Genomic DNA, 19,192 nt, shown 5'->3' on the forward strand with positions numbered 1-19,192 from the left:
TATAATTCAATAAACAGGTCGACATTTTGAAAGAGGTGAATCGGAAATCCGGGCGAAGCCGGAAACATTACGGCATACGGGCGATGATATTTTTGCTGATGCTGGCTTGCTCGGCCCCGGGCTTCGCGCAACCCGAAGCGGAGAAGCCTGCCCGTATTTTATTTCTCCTGGACGCTTCAAGCAGCATGCTGGGCGATTGGAATGCCCCTGAAAATCGTTTCCATGCCGCTTCCCGGCTCATCAGCTCAATTGTAGACAGTATTCACAAGGTTAATCCCGATGTCGCTTTTGCGGTAAGGGCATTCGGCAGCCAGTACCCGGCGCAGGACAAAAATTGCTACGATACCCGCCTGGAAGTACCTTTCGGGCTCAACAACGAGGGACAGATAAAGACGCGGCTCAGGTACCTGGTGCCGAGAGGTTATTCGCCTATCGCCTGGTCGCTGAAAGAAACAGCTGAGAATGACTTTATTGAAAGCAATGCCTATGCTTACAGCATTATCCTCATTACCGATGGCGGAGAAAGCTGCGGCGGCGATATCTGTGCTACAGTAGCCAGCCTGCTGGCCAAAAAGATCAGCTTCAAGCCTTACATCCTGAGCCTGGTGGATTATGAGCCGCTGCGGGAACAATACGCCTGCCTGGGCAAATACCTTATTGTTGCCAAAGAGAAGGATATTGTTCCTGCTATCAATACCATTATCAACGACAACAGGAAAATACTCACGATCAGAACCAGCGGGCTGAAACAAACCAATGTCGTTGCAAATGCTCCCAAGGGAGCGCCGGTGCGCCGGTCGGTACCGGTGATAACCCATACCGCGCCTGAACCTGTAAAGCCTGTAGCGGCGACGCCTGTTCCGGAAGAAGAACCGGTGAGAGCCCCGGAGCCTGCTGTTACCCGCCCTGCACCTGTGACTATAAACCGGATCTACCAAAGGACAAAACCCAGCCGCCAGGGCTTGCTGTTCACACTGCCCGGGGAAGAACGGATGGTAAAGGTGCCGCCCCTGAAGATGACTATCCGTATTGAAGAAGATGGCCCTGTGCCGCCCCGTGCTGTCGTGCCGGTAGCCCGTACAGGAACGGCAACGCGTCCTGCACCCGCCGCAGCAAAGCCACCTGCTGCTGCGAAAAAACCTGTGAAGCCTGCAGGTAACGATATACAGTCTGTACCCCGGAAAGAAGAACAGTTGGAATATGTGGTGAAGACAGAAGATGCAAAGGAAAGCACCCTGCAGATCTATTTTACCAACGGGCAGGGAAAGAACTATCTTACCGAACCCCGTATGGTGATCAGGGACAGCAAAACGGGAAAGGAAGTCAGGAATGTATACCGCAATGTGACGAACGGAGAGCCCGATCCTATCAAGCTGGAGCCGGGTACCTATGATATCAGCATGCCCGGATCGGGAAGTAAAGCAAACGGTGTTTTGATCGAGGCGGGCAAAAACAAGAAGTACTATATGCGGGTGGGATCAGGATCCCTTTCTTTCTTTTATCCCACCGCACCCGATCGCCCGGTAAAAGAGTTTCAGGCCCGTGTCAGCAAGCGTTTCAAGAACGGACCGGTAGTCAACCAGAACTGTGATGAGGAATTGCCTTACGATCCCGATAACTACCATGTCGAGATCACGACCATGCCGCCTATGATGCTGAATATGGACCTGGAGTTTAATGTGAACAAGCGTATACCCATCAAGGAGCAAGGCACCGTGCAAATCACCAACAAGACCAGTGTGGGCAAGATCCAGTTCTGGTACCAGATGGGCGATCAGACCTACGTGCCCTTTTATGAGATGATGATCTCGGGTAGGGTGGATATGCAGAAGCTGAGCCTTCAGCCGGGCAATTACCAGGTCCGTTATTACAAGGGGCCTGTAGATCCGCTGTCCAAGGCCGAGCTGAAGCTTTTCAGCATCAAAAGCAATGTCACTACGAAACTCGAATTAGAACTTTAAGAACCTATGCGGCTGATCTCTTTCCTCTATTTCCTGCTGCTGGTCTACATTATAGCCGCCATTGTTTTCTGGGGACTCAGTCTCAACCGGCAAAGCGCCCTGATCGTGAGCAATGAGATTGATGCGCTGCATACCCATATCGACAGCGTGTCGCGGCCGCAGGCCTACCAGAAAGCAGTAAAGGCCATCAGGGAAAGGGAAAATACCCGGAAGCGGCAATACCTGGGAGAAGGAGCTACTTTCCTGGCCATTATCCTGATCGGCGCCGGCGTGGTATACTCTTCGATACGCAGCAATCACCTGCTGTCCCGGCAGCAATCCAATTTCATTCTTTCCGTAACCCACGAGCTTAAATCGCCGATCGCTGCAGTGAAGCTGAACCTGCAAACCATGGCCCGGCGCAAGCTCGATGAAAATACCCAGGAGCAGCTGATCAGCAGAAGCATACAGGAAGCTAACCGGCTCGACGACCTGTGCAATAACCTGCTGCTGGCTTCGCAGATCGAAAGCCGGCACTTCCGCCCGGCCGAAGAGCGTATCAGCCTTACCGGCGTTGCTGCCGAATGTGTGCAGGCTTATGAACATCGGGGGCGCAACCATTACATTGTCAATCTTGAAGAGGACTGCTTCATACAAGGCGATCGCCTGCTGTGGAAGCTGGCCATCAACAACCTGCTGGAAAATGCGGTCAAGTACTCGCCTGCAGAAAGCACCATCACATTGGAGCTGGTGCGGCAGGATGAGGATTATATCCTGAGCGTGGCCGACCAGGGCTGTGGTATCAGCGACGAGGAAAAGCGAAAGGTCTTCCGCAAATTTTATCGTGTAGGCAACGAAAACTCCCGCAAAACAAAAGGTACAGGCCTGGGCCTGTACCTCACTTCAAAGATCATTCAGCAATACAAAGGAGCCATCCTGGTAAGGGATAACGAGCCTGTGGGTACGGTATTCGAGATTACGATACCCCGTGCTTAAAGCACGGTCTTTTTCACCTGCTCAAGTATATCCAGCGCTTCTTCGCGGCTGTTGCCTTCTGCATAAATACGCAGCACAGGCTCGGTACCCGAGGCCCGCAGCATTACCCAGCCACCATTGCTGAGGTGGTACTTGATACCATCAATGGTCTCCACACGATCGATACCATAAGGGCCGAATGCTTTGTACACACCGTCGGCCGCTTCCTTCACGATCCTTTGCTTCTGCTCTTCCAGCAGGTGCAGGTCATTCCGCTCGTACGCAAAGCGACCGGTTACCGCATATACTTCTTCGCAGAGCTCTTTCAGCGTTTTGCCGGTCTCCATCATGTATTCGTAAATGATGAGGCCGTCGTATATGCCGTCGCGCTCGGGTATATGCCCCTTGATCGCGATACCACCGCTTTCCTCGCCACCCAGCAGCACATCGCCTTCGATCATTTTTTCGCTGATGTATTTGAAGCCTATCGGCGTTACCTCTACCTCGAGGCCATAGGCGGCGCACATCTTTTTCACACGGTCGGTAACAGAGAACGCGATCACAACTTTGCCGCCGAGCCCCTTGTATTGATGCAGGTACTGGATCAGCAGCAGGATAATGTGATGAGCATCGACAAAATGGCCGTCTTCATCGTAAAGGCCTATGCGGTCGGCGTCGCCATCGGTGGCCAGGCCAACCTTCAGCTCCGGGGTGCGGGCCAGGGTGTCCGACAGCTCGCCCAGATTCTTATGGATCGGTTCAGGAGGTGTACCTTTAAAGGACGGGTTATAATCGCAATGCAGCAGCACGGCTGAGGGCAGTGTACGACGGATCACATGTTGCCCGGCGCCATACATCGCGTCATAAGCCAGTTTGTAAGGGGCGTTATCCAGCTTTCCGAAATCGAACTTGGTATGCAGGTAGTCGAGGTACATCTGCTCCAGGTCTACATACTGCAGCATGCCTTTGCTTTCCCATTCGGCCAGGGATGTTTGCGGAACCGTAACTGTATCGGGAATCAAGGCTTCTACAGCAGCAATGTCTTTAGGGCTGGTAGGGCCGCCGTGCGGGCCTTTCAGCTTATAACCATTATAGTCGGGAGGGTTGTGCGAAGCGGTGATCACCACGCCTTGCTGCGCGCTCAGGGCCTTAACGCCGAAGGAAACCATAGGGGTGCTGACAAAACCTTTTGCCAGCGATACTTTGATACCATTGGCACACAGCACGCCAGCCGCAGTGGCTGCAAAAAGCTCACCGCCAAAACGGCAATCGTGCCCGATCACCACACGGGATTCCTTGCCTGATTGGTTGAGCCAAGCGGCAAGGCCCTGCGATACTCTCGCTACATTGTACACTGTAAAGTCTTTGGCTATGATTGCCCGCCAGCCGTCGGTACCGAATTTAATTACGTCCATGGTCGTATTGTATAAAAGCGTTGAACTGTTTTCGGAAAGAAGAATGCTGCAAAGAAAAGGAAAAAACAGAGATGGGATGATGTCCGCATAGGGAAGCTGTCAGTCCGTAACGTTAAAAGAACATGGAAAAGCGTATAGCGGAAGACAAAAAAAGTCCGGCTGCGGGCCGGACTTAGCATAGCTTAAGGTTGGTATCTATATACTCGACTATCGTACAACTACGACATTGACTGCATTCATACCTTTACGACCTTGCTGTAATTCGAATTCAACCTGGTCGTTTTCCTTAATTTCATCAATAACACCCGTAGCATGAACGAAGACGTCTTCTTTGCTGGCAGCGCTTTTAATAAAACCAAAGCCTTTTTCTGAGTTGAAGAACTTTACTGTTCCCTGGAATTTTTCTTTTTCCACTGTAAAAAAATTTAATGAATAAATATGGATATCAAAGATATAGATTTATCATCCAAAAAGCGCAGCCTTTTTGTAAAAAATTATGCGAATTTAACTTTCTGATAATTAGGGAAATTACAGCTTAAAAACCAGGTTTTTGCCTGATAAAATACCTGCATTCGGGAAATAGCACCCGGCGATTGGCCATGGTCCATAACCGGTTTTCGGCGCCAACGGTTGGTGTGCGGGCTTATAATAAGCTTATAAATAAAAGTTTATGTCTTTCTCGGTTTCTTTTTTGCAGCCGGGAACAGTACATTATTCAGGATAAGGCGGTAGCCCGGCGAGGTGGGATGCAGCGAAAGGTCGGTATGCGGATCATCGATCATATGCTGGTAATCCTCAGGATCGTGGCCACCATAGAAAGTGAAAGTGCCTTTGCCGTATTCGCCATGGATATAGCGTGCTTCGTTCTCCGGTTTATAGTCGCCCATGATCAGCACATTGCTTTTCAGCACTTCTTTATGGAAGGCGGTCGTTTGACCCATAAAACCTTTTATAGTCGTGGTATGGTTCTGGCAAAGCATTGTGGGCACGGGATCAAACTTGGCGGAAAAGGTGAATAGAGTGAAATAGTCGGAAGCGGGGTTGACCCTGCGGGTGCCTGGCAGCGGTGGACCATTGTCGATGTCGGAATATTCGTAGTCCATAACATTGGTGTTGAGCCGAAAATCTTTAAAGGCAAAGCAGGCGCCGTAATTCAGCTTCTGCTGGGCCTGCGGATCGGCGGGGTCGCCATCGAAAGGCACGTCGCAGATATCGACGCCTTCCGCTGCCAGCGCAATATCGTAACTATCGGTAGCGCTGCACATGGCAAACAGGTAGCCGCCGCCGGCAACGAATCCCTGTATCTTTTTGGCAACGGCCAGCTTGAGCTGCGATACCTTGCGGAAGCCGTGCCTGGCGGCCATAGCTTCCTGCATTTTTACATCTTCTTCATACCACTTGGCACCACGGTACTGCGACCAGAATTTACCATACTGTCCTGTAAAGTCCTCGTGGTGCAGGTGCAGCCAGTCATATTCGTGAAGCTTGTCGGCCAGCAGCTCATCATCATAGACCTTATCGTAGGGGATCTCGGCATATTCCAGCGCCATCGTCACCGCGTCGTCCCAGGGAAGCTTGCTTTTGGGTGTATACACGGCTACTTTGGGCGCCTTTTCCAGCTTGATGACATCACCATTGAAATCGGGATCGGCGATCTTTTGCAGGATGCCGTCGTATTGGGCATCGGCCATAACGGTATAATCCACACCGCGCAGCTTGCAGGCCCGCTCCAGCTCTGCGTTCCGGTCCATAGCAAAAGCCCCGCCATCATAGTTCAGCAGCCAGTCTACAGGCATGCCTGCTTTAAGCGCCAGGAAGGCAATACCATAGGCCTTAAGGTGATTGCCCTGGTTGTCGGCGCTCATGGGGATATAAAGCTTACCGGCCCTTGAGGGAGCGAGCGCGGTAATCGTGAACAGCAGGAGGGTCAGCATTTTCTTCAGCATACTGCAAGTTAGCAATTGCCCCGCAAAATTTTTGTTGCCGGCCTGTTATGCGCCGAGTATAATATTATGCGGGTCTTTATCCTTATTTTTGCCCCATTCATGAAACAAACCGTCGTCAAGCAGCTGCTGATCGCCCTGGGCGCAGCAATACTCTTTATCCCTTTCCTGGGACATGTTCACCTTTTCGACTGGGACGAGGTGAATTTCGCTGAATGTGCAAGAGAAATGCTGGTGAGCAGGAATTACATGCGGGTGCAGATAGATTTCCAGCCTTTCTGGGAAAAGCCGCCCCTGTTCATCTGGATGCAGGCGATCTGCATGCACCTGTTCGGCATCAACGAGTTCGCGGCCCGCTTTCCCAATGCGGTCGTGGGTATCATTACGCTGTGCACCTTGTTTCATGTCGGCAGGAAAGTGATCAGCGAAAGAATGGCCTGGTGGTGGGTTGCTATTTATGCGACCAGCTGGCTGCCTGCTTTTTACTTTAAAACCGCAATCATCGATCCTACTTTCAATCTCTTTATCTTCCTTTCTTTCTACCAGGTGTACCTGATGCGCTATGGCCGGCGCAGCATGCTGCATGCCCTGCTGGGGGGCATTTTCATGGGGCTGGCTATTATGACTAAAGGCCCTGTGGCGGTACTGGTTCCTGTATTGAGTCTCGGCATCTATATCCTGCTCAACAAAGGCTTGTGGGGCTACAAATGGTATTCCTTCCTGGTGTTGGCCCTTACCTGCTTTGTTACCGCCTTCCTGTGGTTTGGTGTGGATATGATCCAGAACGGATTGTGGTTTACCCGCGAATTCCTGAAATACCAGGTGCGCCTGTTCCTTACCGAAGACGCGGGGCATGGCGGACCTATTTACTACCATGTTGTCGTGCTGCTGATCGGCTGCTTCCCCGCTTCGGCGCTCCTGTTCCAGTCGGGAAAGCGCTCGGCGGCTACTGTGGTGCGTAAGGAGGAAAAAGATTTCATCCGCTGGATGTGGATCATGTTCTGGGTGGTGCTGGTGCTGTTCTCCATCGTGCAGTCCAAGATCGTGCACTATTCTTCGCTTTGTTATTTCCCGCTTACCTTCCTGGCAGCGGTGCAGCTGAGCCGGCTCGACGAGAAGAAGATCAATATGAAAAAGATCGTTACCGGTTTCCTGGCGGGGATCGGCATCCTCATTGCTATTGCCATTACCCTGATGCCGGTGGTAGGGATCAATAAAGAGAAGCTGGTGCCCCTGTTCGACGATCCCTTTGCTGTGGCCAACCTGCAGGCCGCTGTTCCCTGGAGCTATGCCGAATGTCTTTATGGTCTGGTCTACCTGGCCGGCATCATAGCCGCGCTTGTGCTGGCCCGTCGTTCTTTTCAGAAGGGCATGGTGCTCCTCCTCGGGCTTCAGCTGCTCATTATACAAGTCACTATGATCCATTTCGTGCCTAAGATCGAGGCCTACTCGCAAAAGGCTGCTGTGGATTATTACAAGGGCTTTGCCGGCAAGGATGTTTACCTCCAGACACTGGACTTTGCCAGCTATGGCTATCTCTTTTATTCGGCCAAGCAACCCTCAACCAATCCTGAATACTATAAGGACAAAAGAGGCTGGATGCTGAACGGGCAGGTAGATAAGCCCTGTTATTTTATCAGTAAGATCACTTCGCAGGAAGAATATGACAAGCATCCCAACCTGATCCGGATCGGGGAACGCAACGGCTATGTTTTTTATAAAAGAAAATGATAGCGCTATTCCTGTGTGCTCGTTAACCACCCATAAATGTCATTTTTTATTACCTAAATTTTGGTATTTTGCACCACCCAAAAACAGTTCTTTCATTTTTTATTAATCTTCCTTAAATGAAGCGTTTATTATTCTTGCTTTCCTTTCTGATCATCGGAATGCCTTTGTTTGCCCAGAAGTCGGTGGATGAAGTGGTGAAATGGACCTATGACATTAAAAAGACCGGAGACAGTACTTTCGATGTTGTGGTAACAGCAAAAATAATAGACGGCTGGCATATCTATACGGCCACGCCGGGCGGCGAAGGTACCGAGGTGCCTACCAAGGTCGAGTTCAGTAAGAACCCCAGCATCCGCTTTGCCGGTAAGCTTAAGGTCGATGGCAAGCCCATTAACGAAGAGATCAAAGAGCTGGGCTATTCTATCCAGTATTACGAAAAGAAAGTAGTTTATACACAGAAGATCGTAGCCTTGGCCAATACCACGCTGAACGGCAAGGTCTCTTTCATGACCTGTAAGGATTTTTGCCTGCCGCCCGCGGTTAAAAAATTCCAGCTGAAGGTTGAAGGCCTGGCCACGACAGCCGCGGAAACGCAGGATACATCTGCTATCGCGGCAACTGATACCCCGGTACAGGATAACAAAGAAACGGTAGCAGCAGCTTCCGGTAAAGACACAGCTGCCGTTACTGCTCATAAGGACGGCGGAACACAAAGCGGCGCCGCTGCGGGTGGTGAGCTGTCCTTGTGGGCGATATTCCTTACCGGCCTGGGTGCAGGCTTCGCGGCTTTTGTTACGCCTTGTATCTATGCCATGTTGCCCATTACCGTCAGCTTCTTTACCAAGCGCAGCAAGAACCGGGCTACAGGCATCCGCAATGCATTAATTTATTCCCTCTCTATCATTGGCATCTTCTCTCTTATCGGCGTGCTCATCAGCCTCTTCTTTAAGGAGAATACGATGTACCTTATCTCAACCAGCATCTGGTTCAATTTCTTTGTATTCGCGGTGTTCGTGGTGTTTGGTATCTCTTTGCTGGGCGCTTTCGAAATTACCCTGCCGGCCTCCTGGAGCACGAAGCTTGATAGCAAAGCCAACTCCAACAGCTTCGGCGGTATCTTCTTTATGGCGCTGGTGCTGGTTGTCGTCTCCTTCAGCTGTACTTCCGCCTTTATCAGCTGGCTGATTGTTCAGATTGTACAGGCCCATAACCGCATCGGCGGCCTGGTCGGCTTCATGGGCTTCGGTATGGCCATCGCGCTGCCTTTTGCTATTTTCGCTTTCTTCCCCGGCCTGCTCAACAATATTGCCAAGTCGGGCGGATGGCTCAACAGCGTAAAGGTGACAATGGGCTTTATCGAGCTGGCCATGGCGATGAAGTTCTTATCCAATATCGACCTGCAGTACCACTGGCATCTGCTTGATTTTGAAGTCTATCTCAGCATATGGATTGTCTTGTCGGCTTTGCTGGGCATGTACCTGCTGGGCAAGCTGAAGTTTTCGCACGACGATGACCTGCCGAAGAATATGTTCGGGCAACCGTACCTAACTGTGACGCGTTTGTTCTTTGCCATAGCGGCCCTGGCCTTTACCGTTTACATGATCCCTGGTCTTTGGGGCGCTCCTTTGTCGGGGATCAGCGGCTGGTTACCGGAACGCAAAACACTTGAGTTTAACCTTCATGACAATATCATCAGCCTGAAGCGCGGACAAGTGTCGGTCAGCAGCAAGGGCGCCTCTGAGGTCGCTCCTGTTAAATACACCGAGAACCTGAAATCAGAACTGCCGGGTGTAGATGCCTTCTTTGACTATGAAGAAGCCCTGGCCGCTTCTAAGAAGACTGGTAAGCCCATACTGCTCGACTTTACCGGGCATAGCTGCGTCAACTGCCGCAAAATGGAACGTGCCGTATTGTCCAAGCCCGAGGTGCTGCGCGGGCTGAGCGAAGACTTTATTGTCGCCAGCCTGTATTGCGACGATAAATCATCGCTGCCGGAGAATGAAGTGTACAAATCGGCTAAAGATGGCAATATGATCACCACGCTGGGCGACCGGAATGTGGACCTGGAGGTGAATACCTATGGCGAAGTGGGACAGCCGATCTACATTTTTGTAGACAGCGAAGGAAAAGTACTGAAGAAGGCCGGAGGCTATGTTCCCGATGTACAGCGTTTCCTGGACATCATGAAAGAAGTGAAAACAGCTTATAAGAAAAAATAAGCCTGCAGACTGCTGCCTGGTTAGTCTATAATAATAAAAGTGCGGCTCTTATGAGCCGCACTTTTTAATTTAATGGTCATCAGGCATTGTTGCTGCGCAGAAGCGCCCGGTTTATTTAAGATGTTTGAGCTGGGTAGCATAGAGCACCAGGAAGATCACCGGAAATATATAGCCGATCATGGCCAGGATACCGCCGCCGGCTGCACCCATCACTATCATGGCCACTGGCGCCACAACCTGGCCCAAGAGGTAGAGGAAGAAGCCCGTACGCTTCAGCTTCCTCATTTGAAGGGCGCCCAAAAAGCAAAGCGCCATGCTTGCCAGCATAATGATCAATATCGGCAGCTTCAGCTCGCATTGCTTTACCATGGCTTCGGACATGGAGCTCATCATGCTCGCCATCGGGTTGTCGCCGTCTTCTGTCAGCTTAGCCATCATCTCCACCGATTTGCAAACGGCAAAGTAATTGTATATGGACGAGAGCAGCCCAATGGCGCAACCGATAAAAGTCAGGATCGTCAGAATATTGAGCATATCCGGCAATTTCTTGGTCTGCGCCTGGCTGTCGGCATTGAAGCTGTCGTGGAATTGATTGAAATCAGTCATGTTGATCTTTGTTTTAGAGAGGCTAAAATTATAGTTATTTTGGAAAACTCTTTCTTTGTCTTGTAGAAAATTGCGCAATATGCCTCTTCTCCAATAATTAATATGCGCTGCCGGCGTTATAAAAGGGGAATTTCGGAAATTTCAAGTAAATTACATTAATTTTTAACCGGCATTACCGTAAAGCATTCTGGGCTCAATAATGAATTACAGGCTGAAATATATCGTTAGCCTCCTGCTGTTCCTGGGGGCAGGGTTGACGACCTTTGCACAGACCAACCTGGAAGTGTTTGGTCAGAACCGCGTTCAGTTCCGCAGATTCGATTGGAAATTTTACGATGCTGCACACTTTAAGATCTACCATTACGACCGCGCCGGCCGTGAGCTTGCCCGCTATGTCGCCGAACAGGCCGAACAGGATGTAAGCGCTATAGAACGAAGGCTGGGAGGGCTTTTTCCCGAAAGGCTCAATATTATTGTCTATAATTCCTACGATGAGTATCAGCAAAGCAATGTAGGCCTTAATGGTGAGCTGCAGCTGCAGAACGACAATCCTGCAGGTACCGTCAACCTGGTAGGAGACAAGCTGGTGATCTATTTTACGGGCAGGCATGCCGACCTGAAGCGCCAGTTGCGCCAGGGTATGGCCCAGGTGGTGATGGAGCGGCTTATGTTTGGCGAGAACTTCAGGGAAATGGTTCGTAATGCAGTGCTGCTGAATCTTCCCTCCTGGGTCACCGCAGGTTATGTCGATTATGTCGTGGATGGCTGGACTACCAACGACGATAACGACTGGAAGAATATCCTGATGACGGGAGAAAAGATCCACTTTGACGAGATCGGCGACCGTAATCCCAGGCTGGCCGGAAAGGCTTTCTGGAAGTACATTGCCGTCAAGCACGGAGAGAACAATGTCAAGAACCTGCTGTACCTTACCCAGCTGAAAAGCAGTCTCAATAAGGCGCTCAAGCTTACGATCAACCAGAAGCTGAAGATAACCTACGATTCCCTGGTGAGCTATTACAAAGGCCGGTATGGCTTTGAAGAGCAGATATTCGAGCCGGTGGATACTTCGCATATGCTTACACGTATTCCCGTACCCGATGATGAAGGGCGCGTCCGGGATATCGCCGTTTCGCCCAGGGGCGGTGATGTGGCTTATGTGAAGTGGCGCTTCGGAGAATACCAGGTCGTGCTTGAAAAAACAAAAATGGTGGATGGCGTCGCTAAAAGGGAAAGCTCCGTGATCCTTTCCGGTGGCGTGAAGAATTATCGTGAGAACGATGATCCCGATTATCCGCTGGTGGCCTGGAACAATACGGGCTTTAAGCTGGGGATCATCTCCAAGATCAAGAACCGGCTGCGTATTCGTGTATATAATTCCATCAAAGGCAAAATTGAAGATTTCAGGGTGCCCGTCTCGCGGTTCGATCGCATTACCGGCTTCACCTTTATGGAAGATGACGATATGCTGATCCTCTCGGCAATCAGGAAAGGACAAAGCGATCTCTTTGAATACCGGCTGAAAGGCGGCCGTATGAACCAGCTTACCGACGATACCTGGGACGATCTCGCACCGGTATTCGTCAGCGGGGGCTCGCGCAAAGGCATTGTTTTCCTGAGCAACCGGCCCGAGCCGTACCTCAACCTGAAGCCTTTGCCCAATGAGCTGCCGGCAGGTCCCATGAACGCTTTCTTCTACAATTCGACCACCAAAAGCTATGACCTGCTGCAGCTGAGCCGTAGTGTAAAGGGAGAAGTGATGCAGGCCATTCCCTATGGCAGCGACCACTTCGCTTTTCTTTCCGACCAGAACGGCGTGCGCAACCGCTTTGTGGTCATGTTTGCCCGTAATGCAAAGAACCAGGATTCGGCCTATGCCGTACCCACGACTAATTTCAGCCGCAGTATCCTCTACCAGCAATACAATCCTGCCAGCGGAAAGATCGCAGATGTCATCCAGCAGCAGAAACAATACGAGGTCTTTTTTCATAAGATCGAATTACCGGCTCCCGATGGTACTGCAACGCCCCGGAAGCTGCTGCCTCTGGTATTTGTAGATGGCATCGTCAACAATAAGACTGCAACGGTAACCAGCACTCCCGTAAACTTTATGGATAAGTCGGAGCTGGAAAAGAAGGAAGATGATTTTTCAGTTCCCACCGGCGATCAGCTGCAGAGTGAGTTCAGCCGCAGAAGCAAGATCGATCCCGAGGATTCAGCCAGGGTCGAGCCGGGCGCCGAATCGAATACGCTGGCCGAAATGCTGGCGCTGAATAAGCCGGCCGATTCTACAGCGATACCCGGTATCACCCATACCGATACAAGCACCGATACGGCCCAGCCCAGGATCACTTCCGCTTCAGGAGCCACCGATGGCGCGTTGAATAAGCGGATCGTCTATGTCGACAGCACTTTCATCGACCTCCGCTCACAACCTTACCGCCGGTCTTTCACGCTGGACTTCTTCAGCATACGGGCCGATAACAGCATTATCTTTAACCGCTACCAGTCCTACGACAATACCCTTGGCCAGTTTTCCAACACGCCGATCTCCGGTATGCTTACGGCCAGCCTTATCGATAAGCTGGAAGACTACAGGTTCACGGGCAGTTTGCGTATCCCGGTCAACTTCTCGGGCCTGACCTACTTCATGCAATTTGAGAATTTCCGGCGCAGGGTAGACTGGGGGCTTATTTTCTATCGCCAGGAAACCAAGAACAACTATAACTTTTCGGTCGACCCCACCCAACCTATCGTTTTTACTGAGCCGGGTAAGAACATCACCACGCTGGTACAGGGAAGCGTCAGCTATCCCCTCGATAAAGTGAAAAGCTTCCGGCTGCATATGGGCGGCAGGGAAGACAAAATGGTGATTAAGGCCAAAGACCCGGTAGGATTGGCTTTGCCCAATACCAAGCAATATTGGGTCATGAGCCGCGCCGAATTTGTCTACGACGATACGCGCAATCCTACTTTGAATATATGGAATGGTCTGCGGTACAAGCTTTTCGCCGAATATATGTACCGGCTCTACTCCAACAATACGTATACCACGGACGTCGATACCAGCGCCTCCACCAAAAAGGGCGGCTTCTACAACCTGGGCTTCGATTTCCGCTATTACCATAAGATCTATAAGAACTTCATCTTTGCTATCCGCGCGGCCGGCGCGCACTCGGGCGGAAACCAGAAGATCGTCTACTATATGGGTGGCGTCGATAATGATGTCAATCCTAAATTCAACAATGCGCTGCAGCCATCCGGGAAGAATGATTATGCTTTCCAGGCCCTGGCCAATAACCTGCGCGGCTACACCCAGAATTCCAGGAACGGGAATACCTATGCGTTGCTGAATGCCGAGCTGCGGTTCCCGGTATTTGGTACCCTGATGCGTCGTCCTATACAGTCTTCGATACTGAAGCATCTCCAGGTGGTTGGCTTCGTCGATGTGGGCTCGGCCTGGGAAGGTCTGCTCCCCACCTCTACAAACATGGACCGCTATTATCATGTCAGCTGGCCGCCCGCTCCTACAAGCCCCATTGTTTCGGTATCGGTGCCCAACTACACCGATAACGGTATTGCTATCGGCTACGGCGCAGGCGTGAGAACCATGCTGTTTGGATATTTTGCTCGTTTTGATGCCGCCTGGAACATCCGTAACGATTTTCAATGGTATATTTCTTTGGGTACCGACTTCTGATCCTTGTTTAATAGCTTCTCGGGAAGCCCACCTGCCGGGGTTCTCAGGCAAAAGCCTGGTTTTTGAGTTATAGATACGCGATTGAGTTAATTTGTGTTAATTTCGCATGTATTTCGGTGTTGTTTTTCTGTTACCCAACTTTTTTTACAGAGAAAGCGTCTACTTTTGTATCGTTAACTCAAGAAGATGAAGAAACATATTTACCTGGTGCTTGTGCTCATTGCCCTACTGCCGCTGGCCGCTAAGGCGCAGACGATCAATGTAGGTGCTATGCCCGGCAGTGTACCGGCGCCGGCTGCCAGAAAGGAATTGCTGATCCCGAATGCCTTTAGTCCCAATAACGACGGACAAAATGATTTTTTTAAAGTATGTAATATTACCAATGAAAAGCTGATCGACTTCAAGGTATTCAACCGCTGGGGCACGATCCTTTTCCGTACCACCGATCCCAAGCAAGGATGGGACGGCACCAATAAGGGGCAGATGCAGCCGCTGGGTGTATATGGCTATGTGATCCGTATCGGTTATCCCGATGGTTATGTGGAGACCTATAAAGGTACCGTGACCCTGATCCGCTAAGAAATTTATAGAACCGATATTTTGAAAACCGCGCCAGGCGCGGTTTTTTTATTGCTCCATATCTTTTTTTATTTGTCTGTAAAAAATGGCATGGATTTTCCGTTTATACGACTATTTTTGTTTCAACTCTAAAAACTTAATACTAAGCATGGACTCACTTTTTTACTTGGTGCCCTGTTTCGGGATAGTAGCATTGCTGTTTACACTGATACAAAGCGGCTGGGTAGGCCGGCAATCAGCAGGTAATGATCGGATGAAAGAGATCAGCAAATACATCGCCGATGGTGCGATGGCTTTTCTTAAGGCAGAGTATAAGATCCTCACTTATTTCGTGATCCTTGCGGCGATCCTTCTGGGGATTATGGGTTCCAGCAATGCCAATTCGCACTGGAGTATTGCCCTGGCCTTCGTGCTGGGCGCTTTTATGAGCGCCCTGGCCGGTTTCATTGGTATGCGTATCGCTACAAAGGCCAATGTACGTACTGCCGAGGCCGCCCGTACCAGCCTGAGTAAGGCCCTTAAAGTCTCTTTCACCGGCGGCAGTGTTATGGGTATGGGCGTCGCTGGTCTTGCTGTATTGGGCCTGGGTGGTCTCTTTATCATTTTGAAAATGATCTTTGCTCCGGAAGCAGGTGTGGACTCCCTTGAAATGGAGCGTACCATAGAAGTGCTTACCGGTTTCAGCCTTGGCGCAGAAAGCATCGCGCTCTTTGCCCGTGTAGGCGGCGGTATCTATACGAAGGCCGCCGACGTAGGCGCCGACCTGGTGGGCAAAGTGGAAGCTGGTATCCCGGAAGATGATCCGCGCAATCCGGCCACCATTGCCGATAACGTAGGCGACAACGTAGGCGACGTAGCCGGTATGGGCGCCGATCTCTTCGGCAGCTACGTAGCTACCGTGCTGGCCACTATGGTGCTGGGCAGGGAAACAATAAGCGGGGCCGGTGACCGGTTCCACGGATTGGCGCCCATTCTGCTGCCGATGCTGATCGCAGGCGTCGGTATCATCCTGTCGATTATCGGTACTTTTTTTGTACGCATCAGCGAAGGCGCCGGTTTAAGCACGGCAAAGGTGCAGCGCGCGCTGAACATGGGTAACTACGGAGCCATTGTGCTGACCGCTATTGCCGCCTTCCTCCTGGTTAATGGCCTTATGCCCGATACAATGACCCTTCGCGGGCATGAATTCAACAAGATGGATATCTTCGGCGCCATCATTGTCGGCCTGGTTGTCGGTACCCTGATGAGTGTCATTACCGAATACTTTACCGCAATGGGCAAGCGCCCGGTGCTCAGCATTATCCGCCAGTCGGCCACGGGCCATGCCACCAATATTATCGGGGGCCTCAGCGTGGGTATGGAAAGTACCCTGCTGCCTATCCTGGTGCTGGCCGGCGGTATCTACGGCTCTTACGCTTTTGCAGGTCTGTATGGTGTGGCCATTGCCGCAGCCGGCATGATGGCAACTACTGCCATGCAGCTGGCAATCGATGCCTTTGGTCCTATTGCCGACAATGCCGGTGGTATTGCCGAAATGAGCGAGCTTCCCGGCGATGTACGTGAGAAGACCGATATCCTTGATGCTGTAGGCAACACCACGGCAGCCACAGGTAAGGGCTTCGCTATTGCCTCTGCAGCGCTTACCGCCCTGGCTTTGTTTGCGGCCTTTGTCGGCATTTCGAAGATCGATGGCATCGATATTTACAGGGCAGATGTGCTGGCCGGCCTGTTTGTTGGTGGCATGATCCCCTTTATCTTTTCTTCCCTGGCCATTAAGGCCGTGGGACAGGCAGCCATGTCCATGGTGGAAGAAGTGCGCCGCCAGTTCCGCGAGATACCCGGTATCATGGAAGGTACGGGCAAGCCTCAGTACGAAAAATGTGTGGCCATCTCTACCGATGCTTCCATTAAGAAAATGATGCTGCCCGGTGCGATCGCCATCCTGTCTCCGCTCATCATCGGTTTCCTGCTGGGACCCGAAGTGCTGGGCGGTTTCCTGGCAGGCGCTACTGTCAGCGGTGTGCTGATGGGCATGTTCCAGAACAATGCCGGCGGCGCCTGGGACAATGCCAAAAAATCTTTTGAAAAAGGTGTTCAGATCAACGGCGAGACCTACTATAAGAAATCGGAGCCGCATAAAGCTTCTGTAACAGGAGATACTGTAGGTGATCCTTTCAAAGATACTTCCGGGCCTTCCATGAACATCCTCATCAAGCTGATGAGCATCGTGAGCCTGGTGATCGCGCCTACCTTGTCGCATATCTATGCCGGTAAGATACAGGAGCAGCGTACCGCCAGCATAGCACGCATGCAGCTGGCCGCTTCCGGTACGGAAGTAGCGCCCGGTACTACCGTAAATGTGCAGCAGGAGACTGTAGCGCAGACACCCGATGCCACAGTGAAGACCGAGCGCAGCGGCAAGCTGGTCGACAATGAATTTGTGGCTGACCTGGGCAGCATTACTGTGCTGAAGCTGCAGAACAATACCGAGCTGCAGGTAGGCGAGCAAAGCGTAGAACGGAAGCTGGTCGATTTTATTCAAACCGGTACCATAGATGAGGCCAACAAAAGCGCCAACTGGATATCCTTCGACCGCTTGCAATTCGAAACAGGCAAAGCCACGCTGAAACCCTCTTCGGAGGAGCAGCTGAACAATATCGTCGCTATCCTGAAAGCGTATCCCCAGGTAGGCCTTAAGATCGGCGGCTATACCGACAATACCGGCGATGCAGCAGCAAACCTGAAGCTGAGCCAGGAAAGGGCGGAGCACGTAAAAAGCCGCCTTGTCGCGCTGGGCATCGATGCTTCTCGCCTGGAAGCCGATGGCTACGGACAAGAGTTCCCCGTAGGGGACAACAACACCGAGCTGGGAAGGGCTATGAACAGGAGGATCGATGTAAAAGTTTCTAAAAAATAAGCCCCCTCTTCATCATTTGCAGTGTAGGTAATCAAATGTTATTTTTAAGCATTATCTTCATTAGCAAATGAAATTCAGTAACAGGCTTAAATACATACTGTTTTCGGTGGTGTACTGGCTTCTGGCCTGCCACTGCTATATCATACTGCGTTTTATAGGGATCGATGGCGATGCAGCCGGAAAGATAAACTACGGGGAGATTTTTTTCCTCGCTACTTTCGACAGCATTGTCATCGGTTTTCTTTTTGGTATTTTCACCTCTTCTTCCTTAAGCCTGAGACTCAAGCGGAGAGCCTTTTTCAGTACGGTGCTTATCAATACGGTGCTCTATGTCTGTTTCTTCGGTGCAGTGATCTTCGGCTCAAGCCTTGTCGGTAACACCCTGGCGTTTGCTGTTCAGTACAGCCTTTCAAGCGCCAGCCTGGTCACTTTATTTTACCTGTCGGTATGCAGTCTTTTATACCATTTTATCCTGCAGATGAACAAGAAGTTCGGGCCGGGTGTGCTGTTTGAATATATTATCGGGAAGTATTTTAGCCCGAAGGAAGAAAAGCGGGTGTTCATGTTCCTCGATCTTACCGCATCCACTACCATAGCGGAATCGCTGGATACCCTGCTGTACAGCCAGTTCCTTCAATCCTGCTACATAGAGCTGACGGAGCCGATCAGCACTTATTCGGCGCATGTATACCAGTTCGTAGGCGATGAGGTGGTGGTGACCTGGAAGGTAAATAAAGACTTTGACTACGGGCAATGCGTTAATTTTTACTTTGCCTTTGCCAATGCGCTGTTGGGCAAAAAAGAATACTTCATGAAGACCTTTGGGGTGCAGCCTGTCTTCAAAGCGGGCATCCACTCCGGCACCGTAGTCGCCGCCGAAGTAGGCGAGCTGAAGACGGAGATCGCCTATCATGGCGACGTGGTCAATACCGCTTCCCGCATACAGGGCTTGTGCAATCAGCACAGCCAGCAATTGCTCATTTCTGAGAGCATCTTCAATCCTATTGCCGGGAACAAAAAATTTACGCTGGGCCTTATCGGCGATGTGCAGCTGAAAGGCAAATTCCAATCGCTGAAAGTGTATAGCGTTCAGCTAAAAAGTGTGTAGAGCCCGATTGCCACAGCACGATTCCTGAAGCATATTCCCCGGTGAAAGAAGCCGTAGCG

The 19,192-nt window shown here is 51.0% G+C and carries 12 protein-coding genes; 8 read left to right on the forward strand and 4 right to left on the reverse strand.

The window, feature by feature from the left end; translation table 11 throughout:
• The first annotated feature begins 83 nt into the window (after positions 1–83).
• Both DZC79_RS02500 and DZC79_RS02505 read left to right on the forward strand, forming a co-directional pair.
• A complete protein-coding gene (locus DZC79_RS02500) occupies positions 84–1,961 on the forward strand; it encodes a vWA domain-containing protein (RefSeq protein ID WP_118949949.1) in 1,878 nt (625 codons plus the stop codon).
• A gap of 6 nt (positions 1,962–1,967) precedes the next feature.
• On the forward strand, positions 1,968–2,936 hold the full coding sequence (locus tag DZC79_RS02505; protein ID WP_118949950.1) for a sensor histidine kinase: 969 nt from the start codon (positions 1,968–1,970) through the stop codon (positions 2,934–2,936).
• On the opposite strand, the gene DZC79_RS02510 is transcribed toward DZC79_RS02505, so the two are convergent.
• The 3 genes from DZC79_RS02510 to DZC79_RS02520 all read right to left on the reverse strand — a co-directional run bounded on the left by DZC79_RS02510 (position 2,933) and on the right by DZC79_RS02520 (position 6,276).
• The gene (locus tag DZC79_RS02510; RefSeq protein WP_118949951.1) at positions 2,933–4,330 is read right to left on the reverse strand and encodes a phosphoglucomutase/phosphomannomutase family protein; all 1,398 of its coding nucleotides are present in this window, start codon (positions 4,328–4,330) and stop codon (positions 2,933–2,935) included. The two genes, DZC79_RS02505 and DZC79_RS02510, sit on opposite strands and share 4 nt — an antisense overlap.
• A gap of 207 nt (positions 4,331–4,537) precedes the next feature.
• Positions 4,538–4,744, reverse strand: a complete 207-nt coding sequence (locus DZC79_RS02515) for a cold-shock protein (RefSeq protein ID WP_118949952.1) — start codon at positions 4,742–4,744, stop codon at positions 4,538–4,540.
• Between the two features lie 254 nt (positions 4,745–4,998).
• Positions 4,999–6,276 (reverse strand): hypothetical protein, encoded by a 1,278-nt coding sequence (locus tag DZC79_RS02520; protein WP_198666738.1) that lies wholly within the window; start codon positions 6,274–6,276, stop codon positions 4,999–5,001.
• Between the two features lie 99 nt (positions 6,277–6,375).
• Between DZC79_RS02520 and DZC79_RS02525 the strand changes: the two genes are divergently transcribed.
• Both DZC79_RS02525 and DZC79_RS02530 read left to right on the forward strand, forming a co-directional pair.
• On the forward strand, positions 6,376–8,004 hold the full coding sequence (locus DZC79_RS02525) for an ArnT family glycosyltransferase (protein WP_157976864.1): 1,629 nt from the start codon (positions 6,376–6,378) through the stop codon (positions 8,002–8,004).
• Positions 8,005–8,120: 116 nt separating this feature from the next.
• Positions 8,121–10,223, forward strand: coding sequence for a protein-disulfide reductase DsbD family protein (locus DZC79_RS02530; protein WP_118949954.1), 2,103 nt, complete (start codon positions 8,121–8,123; stop codon positions 10,221–10,223).
• Positions 10,224–10,334: 111 nt separating this feature from the next.
• On the opposite strand, the gene DZC79_RS02535 is transcribed toward DZC79_RS02530, so the two are convergent.
• Positions 10,335–10,829, reverse strand: a complete 495-nt coding sequence (locus tag DZC79_RS02535; protein WP_118949955.1) for a hypothetical protein — start codon at positions 10,827–10,829, stop codon at positions 10,335–10,337.
• 199 nt (positions 10,830–11,028) lie between these two features.
• On the opposite strand from DZC79_RS02535, the gene DZC79_RS02540 reads away from it, so the two are divergent.
• The 4 genes from DZC79_RS02540 (at position 11,029) to DZC79_RS02555 (ending at position 19,133) form a co-directional block, all read left to right on the forward strand.
• Positions 11,029–14,529: a BamA/TamA family outer membrane protein gene (locus tag DZC79_RS02540; protein ID WP_118949956.1), complete on the forward strand. Its 3,501-nt coding sequence runs from the start codon at positions 11,029–11,031 to the stop codon at positions 14,527–14,529.
• A 186-nt stretch (positions 14,530–14,715) separates the two neighbouring features.
• Positions 14,716–15,108 carry a gliding motility-associated C-terminal domain-containing protein gene (locus tag DZC79_RS02545; protein ID WP_118949957.1) on the forward strand — a complete coding sequence of 131 codons (393 nt, stop codon included), beginning with the start codon at positions 14,716–14,718 and terminating at the stop codon, positions 15,106–15,108.
• A gap of 148 nt (positions 15,109–15,256) precedes the next feature.
• On the forward strand, positions 15,257–18,025 hold the full coding sequence (locus DZC79_RS02550) for a sodium-translocating pyrophosphatase (RefSeq protein WP_118949958.1): 2,769 nt from the start codon (positions 15,257–15,259) through the stop codon (positions 18,023–18,025).
• Positions 18,026–18,092: 67 nt separating this feature from the next.
• Positions 18,093–19,133 (forward strand): adenylate/guanylate cyclase domain-containing protein, encoded by a 1,041-nt coding sequence (locus tag DZC79_RS02555; protein ID WP_118949959.1) that lies wholly within the window; start codon positions 18,093–18,095, stop codon positions 19,131–19,133.
• The last annotated feature ends 59 nt before the right edge of the window (positions 19,134–19,192 follow it).

It is taken from the genome of Taibaiella helva (assembly GCF_003545695.1).
Lineage (GTDB): Bacteria > Bacteroidota > Bacteroidia > Chitinophagales > Chitinophagaceae > Taibaiella > Taibaiella helva.